The sequence below is a fragment of the Streptomyces sp. ISL-96 genome (assembly GCF_018614035.1).
Lineage (GTDB): Bacteria > Actinomycetota > Actinomycetes > Streptomycetales > Streptomycetaceae > Streptomyces.
In genome coordinates, this window is sequence record NZ_JAGGPA010000001.1 from 13,589 (window position 1) to 30,315 (window position 16,727).

A 16,727-nucleotide genomic window follows, 5' to 3' on the forward strand; every position below is an offset into this window, starting at 1 on the left:
GCTCAAAGGGGAGCGCCATGGCTGCCAAGCCGCCCGCAGGTGACCCGGTCCAGGACGCGCCGCAGGTCGCGGCGCCCCAGCACGCCGCGGCAGGGCTCCCCGCCATCGGGCACACGCTGAAGATGGCCCAGCAGCAGATGGGTGTGCGCCGCACCGCGCAGACCCTCCTCAAGGTCAACCAGAAGGACGGCTTCGACTGCCCCGGCTGCGCCTGGCCCGAGGAGGACAAGCGGCACACGGCCGAGTTCTGCGAGAACGGCGCGAAGGCCGTCGCCGAGGAGGCGACACTGCGCCGCGTCACCCCCGACTTCTTCGCCGCGCATCCCGTCGCGGACCTCGCCACGCGCAGCGGGTACTGGCTGGGTCAGCAGGGCCGCATCACGCAGCCCATGTACTTGGCCGAGGGCGCGGAGCGGTACGACGCGGTGACCTGGGAGCGGGCCTTCGAGATCATGGCGGAGGAGCTCAAGGCGCTCGACTCCCCCGACGAAGCCGTCTTCTACACCTCGGGCCGCACCAGCAACGAAGCGGCGTTCCTGCTCCAGCTCTTCGCCCGCGCATTCGGCACGAACAACCTGCCGGACTGCTCCAACATGTGCCACGAGTCGTCGGGCTCGGCCCTGACGCAGACCATCGGCATCGGCAAGGGCAGCGTCTCCCTCGAAGACCTGCACCAGGCCGACCTGATCATCGTCGCCGGGCAGAACCCGGGCACCAACCACCCGCGGATGCTCACCGCCCTGGAAAAGGCCAAGGCCGCCGGTGCGAAGATCATCTCGGTGAACCCGCTGCCCGAAGCCGGACTGGAGCGCTTCAAGAACCCCCAGACCCCCCAGGGCATGATCAAGGGCGCCGCCCTCACCGACCTCTTCCTCCAGATCCGCCTCGGCGGCGACCAGGCCCTCTTCCGTCTGCTCAACAAGCTCATCCTCGAAGCTGACGGCGCCGTCGACGAAGCGTTCGTACGCGAACACACCCACGGGTACGAAGAGTTCGCGGCCGCCGCCCGCGACGCCGACTGGGACGAGACCCTTACCGCGACCGGCCTGGAGCGTACGAAGATCGAGCAGGCCCTCGCCATGGTCCTCGCATCGAAGCGCACCATCGTGTGCTGGGCCATGGGCCTGACCCAGCACAAGCACGCCGTGCCGACGATCCGCGAAGTCGTCAACTTCCTGCTGCTGCGCGGCAACATCGGCCGCCCCGGCGCCGGAGTGTGCCCCGTGCGCGGTCACTCCAACGTGCAGGGCGACCGCACCATGGGCATCTTCGAGCGCCCCGCCCCCGCGTTCCTCGACGCCCTCGACAAGGAATTCGGGATCACCTCACCGCGCCACCACGGATTCGACGTCGTACGGTCCATCCAGGCGCTGCGCGACGGCGAGGCGAAGGTCTTCTTCGCCATGGGCGGCAACTTCGTCGGCGCCACCCCCGACACCGACGTCACCGAAGCCGCGATGCGCAAGGCCCGACTGACCGTCCACGTGTCGACAAAGCTGAACCGGTCGCACGCCGTCACCGGCGCCCGCGCAATGATCCTGCCCACCCTCGGGCGTACCGACAAGGACGTACAGGCAGCGGGCAAGCAGTTCGTCACCGTGGAGGACTCCATGGGCATGGTGCACGCCTCGCGCGGCAACCTCACCCCCGCGAGCCCGCACCTGCTGTCCGAGCCGGCCATCGTCGCCCGGCTGGCACGGGCCGTCCTCGGTCCCGGATCGACCACCCCATGGGAAGACTTCGAGAAGGACTACGGCACCATCCGCGACCGGATCTCCCGCGTCGTTCCCGGCTTCGAGGACTTCAATGCGCGCGTCGCCCGCCCCGGCGGCTTCACGCTGCCGCACGGCCCCCGCGACGAACGCCGCTTCACCACCGCAACCGGCAAGGCCAACTTCACCGCCGCACCTGTCGAGTACCCCGAGCTGCCCGCAGGCCGGCTGCTCCTGCAGACGCTGCGCTCGCACGACCAGTACAACACCACGATCTACGGCCTCGACGACCGCTACCGGGGCATCAAGGGCGGCCGCCGCGTCGTCCTCGTCAACCCGGACGACGCCCGCGAGCTGGGCCTCGCCGACGGGGCGTACACCGACCTGGTCAGCGAGTGGAAGGACGGCGTCGAGCGGCGCGCCCCCGGCTTCCGCGTGGTGCACTACCCGACCGCGCGCGGCTGCGCGGCCGCCTACTACCCCGAGACGAATGTGCTGGTGCCCCTCGACGCCACCGCGGACACCAGCAACACCCCCGCGAGCAAGTCCGTCATCGTGCGTCTGGAACAATCACCCACCGCCTAAGCGTTCGCTTAAGGACGATGGATGCCGTACGACGATCGGAGCAGGGCCCCATGGGCGAGCAGACCGCAGGTGTGAAGTTCCCGCAAGAGGTCATCGACGAGTACGCCCAGCTGGGCGTCGACCTGCCCGCTCTCTTCTCCGCCGGAGACCTCGGCACCCGCATGGGCGTACAGATCGTCGAGGCCTCCGCGGAGCGCGTCGTCGGCACCATGCCCGTCGAAGGCAACACCCAGCCCTACGGCCTGCTGCACGGCGGGGCCTCCGCCGTGCTCGCCGAGACCCTCGGCTCCATCGGCTCCATGCTGCACGGCGGCGCCTCGAAGATCGCCGTCGGCGTGGACCTCAACTGCACGCACCACCGGGGTGCCCGCAGTGGGCTGGTGACCGGAGTGGCCACCCCCGTCCACCGCGGACGCTCCACCGCGACGTACGAAATCGTCATCACCGACGAGCACGACAAGCGGGTCTGCACGGCGCGCCTGACCTGCCTGCTGCGCGATACGGACGGCGTCAAGGGCTGATCAAGGAGCGACCGGCAGCGTCACACTGCTGACCCCGGCCCGGACCGTCGTCCGCGTCCCGGCCGGGGTACCGCAGCGTGCAGTCACCGTCCCCGCCGTCGCCCGGCTGTCCGAGCCGTAACGTCGCCGCATGTGACGGCGCTGGGCGACACCCCTTGGGCACGAGACCTCAACACCCTTGTCCCCCAGCCCCCTTGCCCCACCACCGCCAGAACCGGTTCACTGACCCCACCCCCACAGGAGAGCGCCGCCGGACCGTCACACCTCACACCCAAGGGGTTCTCTTGACCGCAGTACGCGTACGCCTCACCGCAGTCACCGCCGGAGCCTGCGCACTCGTGCTGGCGGCGGCTCTGCCGTCCTCCGCGATCAACTCGTACAACGCCACGCCCGCACCCGAGCGCACCGAAGTCGGAGCCCTCGTCGCGACGTGGGACAACGACGCGAACCCCGCCACACCCGACCGCGTCGACTGGGTCTGCTCCGGCACCATGATCGACGCAGATACGTTCCTGACCGCCGCGCACTGCACCACCGACTGGCCCGACAACGTGAAGTTCTACGTCTCCCTCGACCAGGACGTGCAGGCCGGCCTCGACAAGGCCGCAGCCCAGCACCCCGGCAACCCCACAGCCGTCGCGGAGGCCGTCGCCGTCCGGGGCGTCGCCCACAACCACGCCGCCTACCCGGGCCCCGCCTCCGACACCCACGACATCTCCGTCGTCGAAGTACCCGCTGCCAAGGTCAAGGCCCGCTGGACCTTCACCCCCGCCGCCCTCCCCGAAGCCGGAGCCCTGAACGCCCTCGGCCCCCAGGGGCTCAACGACACCTCCTTCACCGTCGCCGGGTACGGCACCCAGGAAGCCCAGCGCGGACCCGGCGGCCACACACACCCCGGTGGCGGCGTACGCATGCAGGCCCCCGTCACGTACAACGCGCTCAACGACGCCTGGCTGCGGCTCTCCATGACCGCCCCCCAGGGCAACGGCGGCGCCTGCTACGGCGATTCGGGCGGCCCCAACTTCGCCACCCTCGCCGGCCGGCGCACCCTCGTCGCCACCACCATCACCGGCGACACCCCCTGCTACGCCACCAACGTCACCTACCGCCTGGACACCCCCGGAGCGCGTGCCTTCCTCTCCCCCTTCGCGAAGCTGCCGTAGGGCCGGCACGCTGCCTGTTGTGTCACAGATCGTGACGGCCCGGCGTTTCCTCATGACGACCAGGCCGCACGTCACTGCCGGGGTGGCCTCCTGCGCGCTGCTGGCCGCACTGGCTGTCGCGGGCTGCTCGGATTCCCAGTCGCCCGCTCGGCCCGCGACGCCGGTCCCTGCTCCACAGAAGACCTCGCCCGAAGAGACATGCACAGAACTCGTCTCCTATTGGGCCAAAGAGACCCTCAAGGGCAGTAAATGGTCAGGCCTGGACTGGGAACAGAAGGGGCTGTCCAACGAGCAGTACGCGATACACGAGGAGATCATCGCGGCGGGCAGCGCCGAGGCGAAGCACAAGGGGCGCGAAGCGGGCCTCAGGCTTGTCGACCGCCTCGCCAAGCAGAAATGCGCCACCCAGAACGGCGCCACCGGCAGCTCGGAGAATTGGCGTGCGCCCGAATAACCCAGATGCGCGGCGGCACAGCTTCAGTCGAGCACGCCACCGAGGCCGCCTGAGCCAACACCCGGTGTACACAGACTGGTTGCCCCGTCCACCAACCCCGTCCGGCCCGCAGCATCACGCCGCAGGTCAGGTTGCACAGAGGCACCGCACACCGTGGAGCCACCCTCCCGTGAGGTAACACTGCGTAACAAGGACGCAATCGAAAATCCGGGCTTCGCGCTCAACATCAATAACCCAGATGATCCAGCCAGTGCCCTTTAGGCCATCTGTCCGCCATCGGCGTCAAGGTCAGCTCGGCCGCCACAGCGGAACTGCGCGTTCTCAGCATGTGAGCTTTTCCACCCGGGCGGATATCGACCGTTTTGCCCACACTGCCCCTCCCAGCGTTGGCCTTGGCATAACAAGAGAGTCACATCCTGAGTTCACACCTCCACGACCCCTTCACCTGCGCCTAGAGTCACGGCCAGTCACCGCGCCGCCGGGCGCGTCTGCTGCACGGCCCTGTACCAACCCCCAGTACGGCCCGGCGATCGTCACGGCACCTCAGCAGAGGAGGCCGCGCCAGGGAAAGGACCTTTCGTGCGACACCGTTCTTTGCTCATACTCACTTCAGTACTCACGACCGGAGCACTGTCTCTCACCGCTTGTGGGTCGCGCGACGACAGCAAGGGCAACGACGACAGCGGCAAGAAGACCACCGTCGTCATCGGTGTCGACGCCCCGCTGACCGGCTCCCTCTCCGCGCTCGGCCAGGGCATCAAGAACTCCGTGGACCTCGCGGCCAAGACCGCGAACAAGAACAACGAAGTCCCCGGCATCGAGTTCAAGATCGAAGCCCTCGACGACCAGGCCGTCCCGTCCTCCGGCAAGGCCAACGCCGCCAAGCTCGTCGGCAACAAGGACGTCATCGGAGCCGTCGGCCCGCTGAACTCCGGCGTCGCCCAGTCGATGCAGAGCGACTTCGAGCGAGCCGGCGTCGTCCAGGTCTCCCCGGCCAACACCAACCCGGCGCTGAGCCAGGGCGACAACTGGGGCAAGGGCGAGTTCAAGCGCCCGTTCAAGACCTACTTCCGTACCGCCGCCACGGACGTCGTCCAGGGCAAGTTCGCCGCGCAGTACCTCTACAACGACGCCAAGAAGCGCAAGGTCTACGTCGTCGACGACAAGCAGACCTACGGCGCCGGCCTCGCCGCGATCTTCTCCGCCGAATTCAAGCGGCTCGGCGGCAAGATCGCCGGCACCGACCACGTCACGGTGAAGGAGACCGACTTCTCCAGCACCGCCGACAAGGTCAAGTCGTCGAAGGCCGACTCCGTCTACTTCGGTGGCCAGTACCCCGAGGGCGGCCTGCTCTCCGACCAGATCAAGAAGACCGGCGCCAAGATCCCCACCATGGGCGGCGACGGCATCTACGACCCGGCCTTCATCAGCGCCTCCGGCGTGGCGAACGACGGTGACCTCGCGACCTCCATCGGCTACCCGGTCGAGAAGCTCCCGACGGCCAAGAAGTTCATCGCCGACTACAAGGCCGCAGGCTACAAGGACCCGTACGCGGCATACGGCGGCTACTCCTACGACGCCGGCTGGGCCATCATCCAGGCCGTCAAGGCCGTCGTCGCGGCCAACGACGGCAAGCTGCCCGAGGATGCCCGCGCCAAGGTCGTCGAGGCCATGGCCAAGGTCTCCTTCGACGGTGTGACCGGCAAGGTCGCCTTCGACAAGTTCGGTGACACCACGAACAAGCAGCTCACCGTCTACAAGGTCGAAGGCAAGGTCTGGAAGGACGTCAAGTCCGCCACCTTCGAAGACTGATTCACCGCATGACCCGCATCACCAGCACCACCCGCTCCGCCTGATTCAAACCGCGCGAGGGCGCAACAGCGCCCTCGCGCGGAGTCATATCCGACAAGCTCATCGGAGGCCCTGCGGTGCACGAACTGCCGCAACAGCTGGCCAACGGCCTTGCCCTCGGCGCCCTCTATGGCCTCATAGCCATCGGGTACACCATGGTGTACGGCATCGTCCAGCTCATCAACTTCGCCCACGGCGAGATCTTCATGATCGGGGGCTTCGGCGCCCTCACCGCCTACATCGCGCTCCCCAGCGGAACGTCGCTGCTCGTGGCCATTCCCCTCATGATCGTCGGCGGCGCCATCGCGTCCGTCGCCGTCGCCACCGCTGCGGAACGCTTCGCCTACCGACCGCTGCGCGGCGCGCCCAGGCTGGCCCCGCTCATCACCGCAATCGGCCTCTCGATTGTCCTCCAGCAGCTTGTCTGGGGCTTCTACCCCGACGCGAAGAAGCCGCGCAGCTTCCCCGAGTTCCAGGGCGAGTCGTTCAAGATCTTCGACAACCTGTACCTCCAGCGCGCCGACGCCTTCGTCCTCGTCCTCGCCCCCGCGTGCATGCTCGCCCTCGGCCTCTTCGTAGCCAAGAGCCGCAGCGGCCGCGCCATGCAGGCCACCGCGCAGGACCCCGACACGGCGAAGCTCATGGGCATCAACACCGACCGCATCATCGTCATGGCCTTCGCCATCGGTGCCGCGTTCGCCGCCGTCGCAGCCGTCGCGTACGGCCTCGACAAGGGCCAGATCAACTTCGAGATGGGCTTCATCCTCGGACTCAAGGCCTTCACCGCCGCAGTCCTGGGCGGCATCGGCAACATCTACGGAGCCATGGTCGGCGGAGTCGTCCTCGGCCTCGCGGAATCCCTGTCGATCGCCTACATCGAAGAGATTCCCGGGATGCAGCAGCTCGGCGGCGGCGCTTGGGCCAACGTCTGGGCATTCGTACTTCTCATCGTCGTGCTCCTCGTGAGGCCACAGGGCCTGCTCGGCGAGCGCGTCGCGGATCGGGCGTGAGAGCCATGACAACCGACACCACGAAGACCGCCGAGACGGCACCGGCCGACGCCAACTCCCGAGCCGGCCTCTTCCGTTGGATCACCGCCGCCGGTGGCCTCGCCACCGTCGCCAGCACCTTCCTGTCCTGGACCTACACCGACGAGTTCCCCGGAGACCTCACCGTCTACGGATACCCCGGCGGCCTCCAGGTCCTCACCCTCGTCGCAGGTCTCCTCACCACCCTGTACGCCCTCGCCGCACTCGGCATCAAGGGCCTGCGCTGGCTGGCCCCCACCGGCACGACCAAAGCCCTGCAACTGCTCGCCCTCGGCGCCTTCGGCACCACCTGGTTCACGGTCATCGCCATCGCTGTCGAACTCGGCGGCGTGGTCAACCTCGAACCCGGTGGCTTCGTCGCAGCCGTAGCCTCCGCTATCCCCGTCGCCGCGGCATTCCAGCTCCCGGACGACACCCGCAAGGCTCAGCGCCCCAAGGAACTCCCCTCCTGGGCCGAGATCCTGATCATCGTCGCCGCCTTCGGCATCGGCCTGTTCGTCGTCACCTACGGCATCGACACCGAGTACGCCGAACTCTTCACCGGCTACATGATCACCGCAGGCTTCGCCGTCGCCGCGCTCTTCAAAGCCGGCCTCATGGCACGCCTCAACGGGCTCACCACCAAGTACCGCTCCATCGCCGTCGCAGCCGCCTTCGTAGCCGCAGCGGCCTTCCCCTTCACCCAGAACACCGACCAGTTCACCCTCATCGCGGTCAACATCCTCATCTTCGCGACCGTCGCACTCGGGCTGAACATCGTCGTCGGCCTCGCAGGACTCCTCGACCTCGGATACGTCGCCTTCCTCGGCGTCGGCGCGTACACGGCAGCCCTCGTATCGGGCACCACCGCCTCCGCCTTCGACGTCCAGTTCCCCTTCTGGGCATCCGTCCTCACCGGCGGCGCGGTGTCCCTGATCTTCGGCGTCGTCATCGGAGCCCCCACACTGCGGCTCCGCGGCGACTACCTCGCCATCGTCACCCTCGGCTTCGGCGAGATCTTCCGCATCACCGTCGGCAACCTCGACGGCGTATCCGGACCGCAGGTCACCAACGGCCCCAACGGCGTACCGAACGTCCCCGACCTGAACTTCTTCGGATACGACTTCGGCGAATCCCACACCATCGCCGGCTTCGAACTCGGCTCGTACGCCAACTACTACCTGCTCATGCTGCTCGCGATGATCCTCGTGATCCTCATCTTCAGCCGCGCAGGCAGCTCCCGCATCGGCCGCGCCTGGGTCGCCATCCGCGAGGACGAGACCGCCGCCACCGCCATGGGCATCAACGGCTTCCGGGTCAAACTCATCGCCTTCGCGCTGGGCGCCACCCTCGCCGGCCTGGCCGGCACGGTCCAGGCACACGTCCAGAGCACCGTGGTCCCCGAGATGTACGTCTTCGCCGGGCCCGTACCGCCCAACTCCGCCTTCCTCCTCGCCGCCGTCATCCTCGGCGGCATGGGAACCATCAGCGGACCCCTCATCGGCGCCACACTCCTCTACATGATCCCCGCCAAGCTGCAGTTCCTCCAGGACTACCAGCTGCTGGGCTTCGGCATCGCGCTCATCCTGCTCATGCGCTTCCGCCCCGAAGGCCTCATCGCCAACCGGCGCGCCCAGCTCGAGTACCACGAGACCGACCAACTCGACGTACCGGACAAGGGCCTCACCGACTCCGGCGTCGGCATCACGAAGGCGGGGGCGTGAACGACATGACGACCACCACCGAGAACACCACCGCGACCCCCGAGACCACCACGGTCCTCGACGCCAGCGGCGTCACCATGCGCTTCGGCGGCCTCACCGCCGTACGCTCGGTCGACCTCAAGGTCAACGCCGGCGAGATCGTCGGCCTCATCGGCCCCAACGGCGCCGGCAAGACCACCTTCTTCAACTGCCTCACCGGGCTGTACGTGCCCACCGAAGGCAAGGTCTCCTACAAGGGCACCGTCCTGCCACCCAAGCCCCACCTCGTCACCCAGGCAGGCATCGCCCGTACCTTCCAGAACATCCGGCTCTTCGCCAACATGACGGTCCTGGAAAACGTCCTCGTCGGACGCCACACCAGGACCAAGGAAGGCCTCTGGTCCGCCCTCCTGCGCGGCCCCGGCTTCAAGAAGGCCGAAGCCGCCTCCCACAAGCGGGCCATGGAGCTGCTCGAGTTCATCGGCCTGCAGCACAAGGCCGACCACCTCGCCCGCAACCTCCCCTACGGCGAACAGCGCAAGCTCGAAATCGCCCGCGCCCTCGCCAGCGACCCCGGCCTGCTGCTCCTCGACGAGCCCACCGCCGGCATGAACCCGCAGGAAACCCGCGTCACCGAAGAACTCATCTTCGCCATCCGCGACCAGGGCATCGCCGTACTCGTCATCGAGCACGACATGCGCTTCATCTTCAACCTCTGCGACCGCGTCGCCTGTCTCGTCCAGGGCGAGAAGCTCGTCGAAGGCACACCCGCCGTCGTCCAGGGCGACGAGCGCGTCGTCGCCGCCTACCTCGGTACGCCCTTCGAAGGCGCACCGGGCGCGGAAGAGGCTGCGGAAGTCGAGGCAGCCGAGGAAGCGCAGGGCACCACCAGCAAGACCAGCACCACCAGCACTGCCAGCCCGGAAGGGGAAACCCAGTGACCGCACTCCTCGAGGTCGAAGACCTCAGGGTCGCCTACGGCAAGATCGAAGCCGTCAAGGGCATCTCCTTCAGCGTCGAAGCCGGCCAGGTCGTCACCCTCATCGGCACCAACGGTGCGGGCAAGACCACCACCCTGCGGACACTGTCCGGGCTGCTCAAGCCCTCCGGCGGCCGCATCACCTTCGACGGGAAACCGCTGAGCGGAGTCCCCGCCCACAAGATCGTGTCCCTGGGGCTCGCACACTCCCCCGAGGGCCGGCACATCTTCCCCCGCCTCTCCATCACCGAGAACCTCCAACTCGGAGCGTTCCTGCGGACGGACAAAGCGGGCATCGAGAAGGACATCCAGCGCGCCTACGACCTCTTCCCCATCCTGGGAGAACGCCGGAAGCAGGCCGCGGGCACCCTCTCGGGCGGTGAGCAGCAGATGCTGGCCATGGGCCGCGCCCTCATGTCCCAGCCCAAGCTCCTGATGCTCGACGAGCCGTCGATGGGCCTCTCCCCGATCATGATGCAGAAGATCATGGAGACCATCGTCGAACTCAAGGCGCAGGGCACCACCATCCTGCTCGTCGAGCAGAACGCCCAGGCCGCGCTCTCGCTGGCCGACGAAGCCCACGTCATGGAAGTCGGCACCATCAAGCTCTCCGGCCCCGGCCGCGAGCTGCTCCACGACGAGTCCGTCCGCAAGACGTACCTCGGCGAGGACTGAGCCGTACCAACGGCAGGAGGCCCGTACCCCCTGGGGTACGGGCCTCCTGCGTGTCCTCTCCTACTGCTCCTTCGCAGCCTTCTTCTCCTCGGCGTCCTCGATGACCGCCTCGGCGACCTGCTGCATGGACAGGCGACGGTCCATCGACGTCTTCTGAATCCACCGGAACGCGGCCGGCTCGGTCAGCCCGTACTGCGTCTGCAGCACCGACTTCGCCCGGTCCACCAGCTTCCGCGTCTCCAGCCGCTGCGTGAGGTCCGCGACCTCGTTCTCCAGCGCCTTCAGCTCCGTGAACCGCGACACCGCCATCTCGATGGCCGGTACGACGTCACTCTTGCTGAACGGCTTCACGAGGTACGCCATCGCACCGGCGTCCCGCGCCCGCTCCACCAGATCGCGCTGCGAGAACGCGGTCAGCATGAGGACGGGGGCGATGGACTCCTCGGTGATCTTCTCGGCGGCGGAGATGCCGTCCAGCACGGGCATCTTCACGTCGAGGATCACGAGGTCGGGCCGGTGCTCACGGGCGAGCTCGATGGCCTGCTGCCCGTCACCGGCCTCGCCTACGACCGCGTAGCCCTCTTCTTCGAGCATCTCTTTGAGGTCGAGGCGGATGAGGGCTTCGTCCTCGGCGATGACGACACGGGTCGTCAGCGGCGGGACGTGCGACTTGTTGTCGTCGTCGGCGGCGGGCTGGGGCGACTCGGGGCTGGTCACGGGGCTCCTCGTTTCCGGGCAGTGCTGCTTCCTGAGCCTACCTAGCTCCTGTATGTTTGAGTCACGGCGGGTCTCCGCTAACCTTCCTTTTGAAGGACGCCCCGGTAGTCCAGCGGTAGAGACACGGTGCTCAAACCACCGACAGCGTCGGTTCGAATCCGACCCGGGGCACTTGACCTTTCATTCCAAGGTTCACCAATGGTTGGCGATCTTCACTCGCCCTAGTGAACGCAGCATCGAATCGGTGCGGGACCGCGAAGATCCGACCACCCTCGCAACCATGTACGACCTCAGTACGCGCAAGCACGCGCTGACACTCGTCGCCCAGGGCAGCAGCCTCAACTCCGTGAGCAAGCAAACCGGAATATCCCGGTCCGCCATCCGTGAGTGGCAGACCCGGATCGAACCGCGTCCGCGCATGGCCGGACATGCCGCATGCCCAAGGTGCTTGCCTGTCCCCAGAGTTCCCGCCGACACCGCCGCGTATGCCTACCTACTGGGCCTCTACCTCGGCGACGGCTGCATCAGCCCACACCGCCGTAGCGGCTACCACCTGCGCATCGCGTGCACCGCCGCCTGGCCTGGGCTCATGGACCTTTGCCGGGCGGCCATCACGGCCGTCCTGCCCGAAGGTTCCATCTACGTCCTCCAGCGGCAGGGCTGTGTGGCGGTCACCAGTTACAGCCGCCATTGGCCGTGCCTCTTCCCCCAACACGGCCCGGGCAAGAAACATGCACGCACCATCGCGCTGGTGCCCTGGCAGGAGTTCGTCGTAGATGCTCACCCTTGGGCGTTCATTCGCGGGCTGATCCATTCGGACGGATGCCGCATCACCAACTGGACCACCAAGATGGTCGGCGGTGAGCGCAAACGATACGAGTACCCGCGGTACTTCTTCAGTCAGAAGTCGGACGACATCCGCAAGCTCTTCTCCGACACCCTGACCAAGGTCGGCGTGGAGTGGACCACGCTCGCCCGCGGCAGCGACCCGTTCAACATCTCGATCGCCCGCAAAGCATCCGTCGCGTTGATGGACGCGCACGTCGGGCCGAAGCACTGACACCGTACGGGTAGGGCCCCCTGGGGTGTGGGGGCCCGTTGTCCTTGCCGGCAGGGTTACTTGGCGGCCAGGTCGTCCTCGCCGATGTGGTGGACGCGGAGGAGGTTGGTGGAGCCCGAGATGCCGGGCGGGGAGCCGGCGGTGATGATCACGACGTCGCCCTTCTTGCAGCGGCCGATGCGCAGAAGGTGCTCGTCGACCTGGGCGACCATCGCGTCGGTGGAGTCGACGTGGGGGCCGAGGAAGGTTTCGACGCCCCAGGTGAGGTTCAGCTGGGAGCGGGTCGCCGGGTCGGGGGTGAAGGCGAGCAGTGGGATGGGTGAGCGGTAGCGGGAGAGGCGTTTGACGGTGTCGCCGGACTGGGTGAAGGCGACGAGGAATTTCGCGCCGAGGAAGTCGCCGATGTCGGCGGCGGCTCGGGCGACGGCTCCGCCCTGGGTGCGGGGCTTGTTGCGTTCGGTGAGGGGCGGGAGGCCCTTGGCGAGGAGGTCTTCCTCTGCCGCTTCGACGATGCGGCCCATGGTCTTGACCGTCTCGATGGGGTATTTGCCTACGCTGGTTTCGCCGGAGAGCATCACCGCGTCGGTGCCGTCGATGACGGCGTTGGCGACGTCGGAGGCTTCGGCGCGGGTGGGGCGGGAGTTTTCGATCATCGAGTCGAGCATTTGGGTGGCGACGATGACCGGCTTGGCGTTTCGCTTGGCGAGTTTGATGGCGCGCTTTTGAACGATCGGGACTTGTTCGAGGGGCATTTCGACGCCGAGGTCGCCGCGGGCGACCATGATGCCGTCGAACGCGGCGACGATGTCGTCGATGTTTTCGACGGCCTGCGGCTTTTCGATCTTTGCGATGACGGGAAGGTGGCGGCCTTCTTCCTTCATGATGCGGTGGACGTCTTGGATGTCGTGTCCGCTGCGTACGAAGGAGAGGGCGATGATGTCGGCTCCGGTGCGCAGGGCCCAGCGGAGGTCTTCGATGTCTTTTTCGGAGAGTGCGGGTACGGAGACGGCGACGCCGGGGAGGTTGAGGCCCTTGTGGTCGGAGACCATGCCTCCTTCGATGACGAGGGTCTGGACGCGGGGTCCGTCGATGCCGGTGACTTCCAGGGTGACTTTGCCGTCGTCGACGAGGATGCGTTCGCCTGTGGTGACGTCGGTGGCGAGGCCTTCGTAGGTGGTGCCGCAGGTGTTGCGGTCGCCTTCGACGGGTTCGACGGTGATGGTGAAGTCGTCGCCTCGTTCAAGGAGTACGGGTCCTTCGCGGAAGCGTCCCAGGCGGATCTTCGGGCCTTGAAGGTCGGCCAGTACGCCGACGCTGCGGCCGGTTTCGTCGGAGGCTTTGCGTACGCGCTGGTAGCGCTCCTCGTGTTCGGCGTACGTGCCGTGGCTGAGGTTGAAGCGGGCGATGTCCATTCCGGCTTCGACCAGTGCCTTGATCTGGTCGTATGTGTCGGTGGCGGGGCCTAGGGTACAAACGATTTTTGCTCGGCGCATACATCGAGCCTAGGCCTTACCAGCCAGTAGGAAATTGGCTCCGCATGACTGTCCAACAACCTTTGCATGAAGGGTTATTGACAAGTGTTGAATTGTGCGCGGGGGTGCTCTGATGAGCAGTCAGAGTTGGGGTGGGGTCATGATGAAGCGGGCGTTGACCAGGGCGTGGATTGCCTGGCGTTGGGGTTCGAGGTCGAGGGCGGGGGCGTCTTCCGCCATTTCGGCTGTCGCGGCCCGGCTGCGGCCGGCGAAGCCGCCTGCGAAGCCGACGCGTACGGGGTGGGCGTCTTCGGCTCCGGGGTCGGCCAGTTCGACGAGGGCCGCGAGGTCGGCGCCGAGGGCCTGGGCGTATTCGCGGGCGCGTTTGACGGCTTCCCGTACGGCTTGGCGGCGCACTTCGCCGTAGGCGGGTGAGTCGGGGCGCATGGCCCACCAGGGGCCGTCGACCTGGGTGAGTTCTAGGTCGGCCAGGCGGGTGGTGAGTTCGCCGAGTGCGGTGAAGTCGGTGAGTACGGCGGTGATGTGGACGCGTCCGTGGTAGGCGCGGATACGGTCGCTCCGGCCGTGGCGGGTGAGTTCGGGGCTGATGGAGAAGGCGCCGGTTTCCAGCTTTTCGACGGCGTCGCCGTAGGTCTTGACGAGGTCGAGGGCGAGGGCGTTGCGCCGGGTGAGGTCTTCGAGTGCGGTGCGGCGGTCCGTACCGCGGGCGCTGACGGTGATGCCGATGTGTGCGATTTCGGGGTCGAATTCGAGGCGTGCTTCGCCCTGGACGGCGAGGCGGGGGGCTTCGGGCGTGCCGTACGGGGCGGCTGCGGGGTTCGGTTGGTCAGTCACGCTCTCCACTGTCGCACCCGGGTGTGACAACGAGCAGTCATCAGATCGAAACCCGCCCGGGGTGTTGCCCGATGTGGCTCCTGGGCCAGAATCTACGCGCGTCGCGTTGCGCGTTGGATCAAGCCGAGGAGACAAGAAATGCCGCTGAACCGTAGGACGTTCCTGGGCCGTTCGGCCGCCGCAGGGGCCGGGGTGGCGATGGCCGGCGGGGCCGTCGCCGCGCCGGCCGAAGCGCAGACCCACAGCCACGGCTCAGGGCGTCCCTCGAAGCGGTACTCCTTCACCGTCATGGGCACCACCGACCTGCACGGCAACGTCTTCAACTGGGACTACTTCACGGACAGGGAGTTCGACGACAAGGCGCACAACGATGTGGGCCTGGCGAAGATCTCCACCCTGGTGAACCAGATCCGCGAGGAGAAGGGCCGCCGTAACACGCTGCTCATCGACGCGGGCGACACCATCCAGGGAACGCAGCTGTCGTACTACTACGCCAAGGTCGACCCGATCACCGCGAAGCACGGCCCTGTGCACCCCATGGCGCAGTCGATGAACGCCATCGGGTACGACGCGGCCGCTCTCGGGAACCACGAGTTCAATTACGGCATACCGGTGCTGCGCAAGTTTGAGGAGCAGTGCGACTTTCCGCTCCTCGGTGCGAACGCCCTGGACGCGAAGACGCTGCGTCCGGCGTTCCCTCCGTACTTCATGAAGAGCCTGCGTACGCCGTACGGCCGTGATGTGCGGGTGGCGGTGCTCGGTCTGACGAACCCGGGTATCGCGATCTGGGACAAGCAGAACGTGCAGGGGAAGATGACGTTCCCGGGTCTGGAGGAGCAGGCGGCGAAGTGGGTGCCGAAGCTGCGTTCCATGGGTGCGGATGTTGTCATCGTTTCGGCGCACTCGGGTTCGAGCGGTACGTCGTCGTACGGTGATCAGCTTCCGTACGTCGAGAACGCGGCGGGTCTGGTGGCCGAGCAGGTTCCCGGGATCGACGCGATCCTCGTCGGGCACGCGCACACGGAGATCGCCGAGTACTTCGTCGAGAACAAGGAGACGGGGAAGAGGGTCGTCCTGTCGGAGCCGCTCAAGTGGGGTCAGCGGCTGACCCTGTTCGACTTCGATCTGGTGTGGTCGAAGGGCCGCTGGGTGGTGGAGAAGGTCGGGGCGAAGGTTCTGAACTCCAATACTGTCGCCGAGGACCCGGAGATCACGAAGCTGCTCGGTGACGAGCACGAGAAGGTCGTGGCGTATGTCAATCAGGTCATCGGTACGTCGACGGCCGCGATGACGACGGCGCAGGCGCCGTGGAAGGACGAGCCGCTGATCGACCTGATCAATCACGTACAGGTGGAGACGGTGAAGGCGGCGCTGGCGGGCGGGGCGTATGCGGCGGTGCCGGTGCTTTCGCAGGCGTCGTGTTTCTCGCGGACGGCGAAGGTGCCCGCGGGCGAGGTGACGATCAAGGACGCGGCGGGTCTTTACCCCTTCGAGAACACTCTGGAAGCGCGGCTGCTGACTGGTGCGCAGCTGAAGGAGTACTTGGAGTTTTCGGCGCGGTACTACGTGCAGACGGCGGCGGGGGCTCCGGTGGACACGTCGAAGCTGACGAATGCGGGGAGCATTCCCGACTACAACTACGACGTGGTGTCGGGTGTGACGTACGAGATCGACATCGCGAAGCCGGCCGGTTCGCGGATCGTGAACCTCGCTTTCGAGGGCAAGCCGGTCGACGGGGCGGCGGAGTTCGTGCTGGCGGTGAACAACTACCGGGCGAGTGGTGGTGGGGCGTTTCCGCATATCGCGGGGGCGAAGCAGTTGTGGGCAAATTCGGAGGAGATCCGGAACACGATCATTACGTGGGTGCAGGCGAAGGGCACGCTGGATCCTGCGGAGTTCGCGGCGGTGGGCTGGAAGCTGACGCGGGACGGCGTGCCGGTGTTCTAGGCGGG

The 16,727-nt window shown here is 67.1% G+C and carries 14 protein-coding genes and 1 tRNA gene; 12 read left to right on the forward strand and 3 right to left on the reverse strand.

Annotation, left to right across the window (positions count from 1 at the left end):
* The first annotated feature begins 17 nt into the window (after positions 1–17).
* The 9 genes from J7E96_RS00050 (at position 18) to J7E96_RS00090 (ending at position 10,671) form a co-directional block, all read left to right on the forward strand.
* The gene (locus J7E96_RS00050; protein ID WP_215126088.1) at positions 18–2,297 is read left to right on the forward strand and encodes an FdhF/YdeP family oxidoreductase; all 2,280 of its coding nucleotides are present in this window, start codon (positions 18–20) and stop codon (positions 2,295–2,297) included.
* A gap of 50 nt (positions 2,298–2,347) precedes the next feature.
* The gene (locus J7E96_RS00055) at positions 2,348–2,818 is read left to right on the forward strand and encodes a PaaI family thioesterase (RefSeq protein ID WP_215126089.1); all 471 of its coding nucleotides are present in this window, start codon (positions 2,348–2,350) and stop codon (positions 2,816–2,818) included.
* 284 nt (positions 2,819–3,102) lie between these two features.
* Positions 3,103–3,981, forward strand: coding sequence for a trypsin-like serine protease (locus J7E96_RS00060; protein WP_215126091.1), 879 nt, complete (start codon positions 3,103–3,105; stop codon positions 3,979–3,981).
* A 19-nt stretch (positions 3,982–4,000) separates the two neighbouring features.
* A complete protein-coding gene (locus tag J7E96_RS00065) occupies positions 4,001–4,435 on the forward strand; it encodes a hypothetical protein (RefSeq protein ID WP_308295785.1) in 435 nt (144 codons plus the stop codon).
* A 579-nt stretch (positions 4,436–5,014) separates the two neighbouring features.
* On the forward strand, positions 5,015–6,247 hold the full coding sequence (locus J7E96_RS00070; protein WP_215126093.1) for a branched-chain amino acid ABC transporter substrate-binding protein: 1,233 nt from the start codon (positions 5,015–5,017) through the stop codon (positions 6,245–6,247).
* Positions 6,248–6,363: 116 nt separating this feature from the next.
* Entirely contained in the window at positions 6,364–7,296 is a 933-nt protein-coding gene (locus tag J7E96_RS00075) for a branched-chain amino acid ABC transporter permease (RefSeq protein ID WP_215126095.1), read from the forward strand.
* Between the two features lie 5 nt (positions 7,297–7,301).
* Positions 7,302–9,038, forward strand: coding sequence for a branched-chain amino acid ABC transporter permease (locus J7E96_RS00080; RefSeq protein WP_215126096.1), 1,737 nt, complete (start codon positions 7,302–7,304; stop codon positions 9,036–9,038).
* 5 nt (positions 9,039–9,043) lie between these two features.
* On the forward strand, positions 9,044–9,958 hold the full coding sequence (locus J7E96_RS00085; protein ID WP_215126465.1) for an ABC transporter ATP-binding protein: 915 nt from the start codon (positions 9,044–9,046) through the stop codon (positions 9,956–9,958).
* A complete protein-coding gene (locus tag J7E96_RS00090) occupies positions 9,955–10,671 on the forward strand; it encodes an ABC transporter ATP-binding protein (RefSeq protein ID WP_215126098.1) in 717 nt (238 codons plus the stop codon). Before J7E96_RS00085 ends, J7E96_RS00090 begins: the two co-directional genes overlap by 4 nt.
* A 60-nt stretch (positions 10,672–10,731) precedes the next feature.
* Here J7E96_RS00090 and J7E96_RS00095 read toward each other — a convergent pair whose 3' ends face one another.
* Entirely contained in the window at positions 10,732–11,388 is a 657-nt protein-coding gene (locus J7E96_RS00095; RefSeq protein ID WP_215126100.1) for an ANTAR domain-containing response regulator, read from the reverse strand.
* A 98-nt stretch (positions 11,389–11,486) separates the two neighbouring features.
* Here J7E96_RS00095 and J7E96_RS00100 point away from each other — a divergent pair.
* Positions 11,487–11,559 (forward strand) — tRNA-Leu (locus tag J7E96_RS00100).
* 109 nt (positions 11,560–11,668) lie between these two features.
* Complete coding sequence (locus tag J7E96_RS00105) at positions 11,669–12,448, forward strand: transcriptional regulator (RefSeq protein ID WP_215126467.1); 780 nt, start codon at positions 11,669–11,671, stop codon at positions 12,446–12,448.
* Positions 12,449–12,504: 56 nt separating this feature from the next.
* Here J7E96_RS00105 and pyk read toward each other — a convergent pair whose 3' ends face one another.
* Together pyk and J7E96_RS00115 are read right to left on the reverse strand one after the other, a co-directional pair.
* On the reverse strand, positions 12,505–13,941 hold the full coding sequence (gene pyk, locus J7E96_RS00110) for a pyruvate kinase (RefSeq protein ID WP_215126101.1): 1,437 nt from the start codon (positions 13,939–13,941) through the stop codon (positions 12,505–12,507).
* A gap of 120 nt (positions 13,942–14,061) precedes the next feature.
* Positions 14,062–14,784 (reverse strand): SIMPL domain-containing protein, encoded by a 723-nt coding sequence (locus J7E96_RS00115; RefSeq protein ID WP_215126103.1) that lies wholly within the window; start codon positions 14,782–14,784, stop codon positions 14,062–14,064.
* 129 nt (positions 14,785–14,913) lie between these two features.
* On the opposite strand from J7E96_RS00115, the gene J7E96_RS00120 reads away from it, so the two are divergent.
* On the forward strand, positions 14,914–16,722 hold the full coding sequence (locus tag J7E96_RS00120; RefSeq protein ID WP_215126104.1) for a bifunctional UDP-sugar hydrolase/5'-nucleotidase: 1,809 nt from the start codon (positions 14,914–14,916) through the stop codon (positions 16,720–16,722).
* The last annotated feature ends 5 nt before the right edge of the window (positions 16,723–16,727 follow it).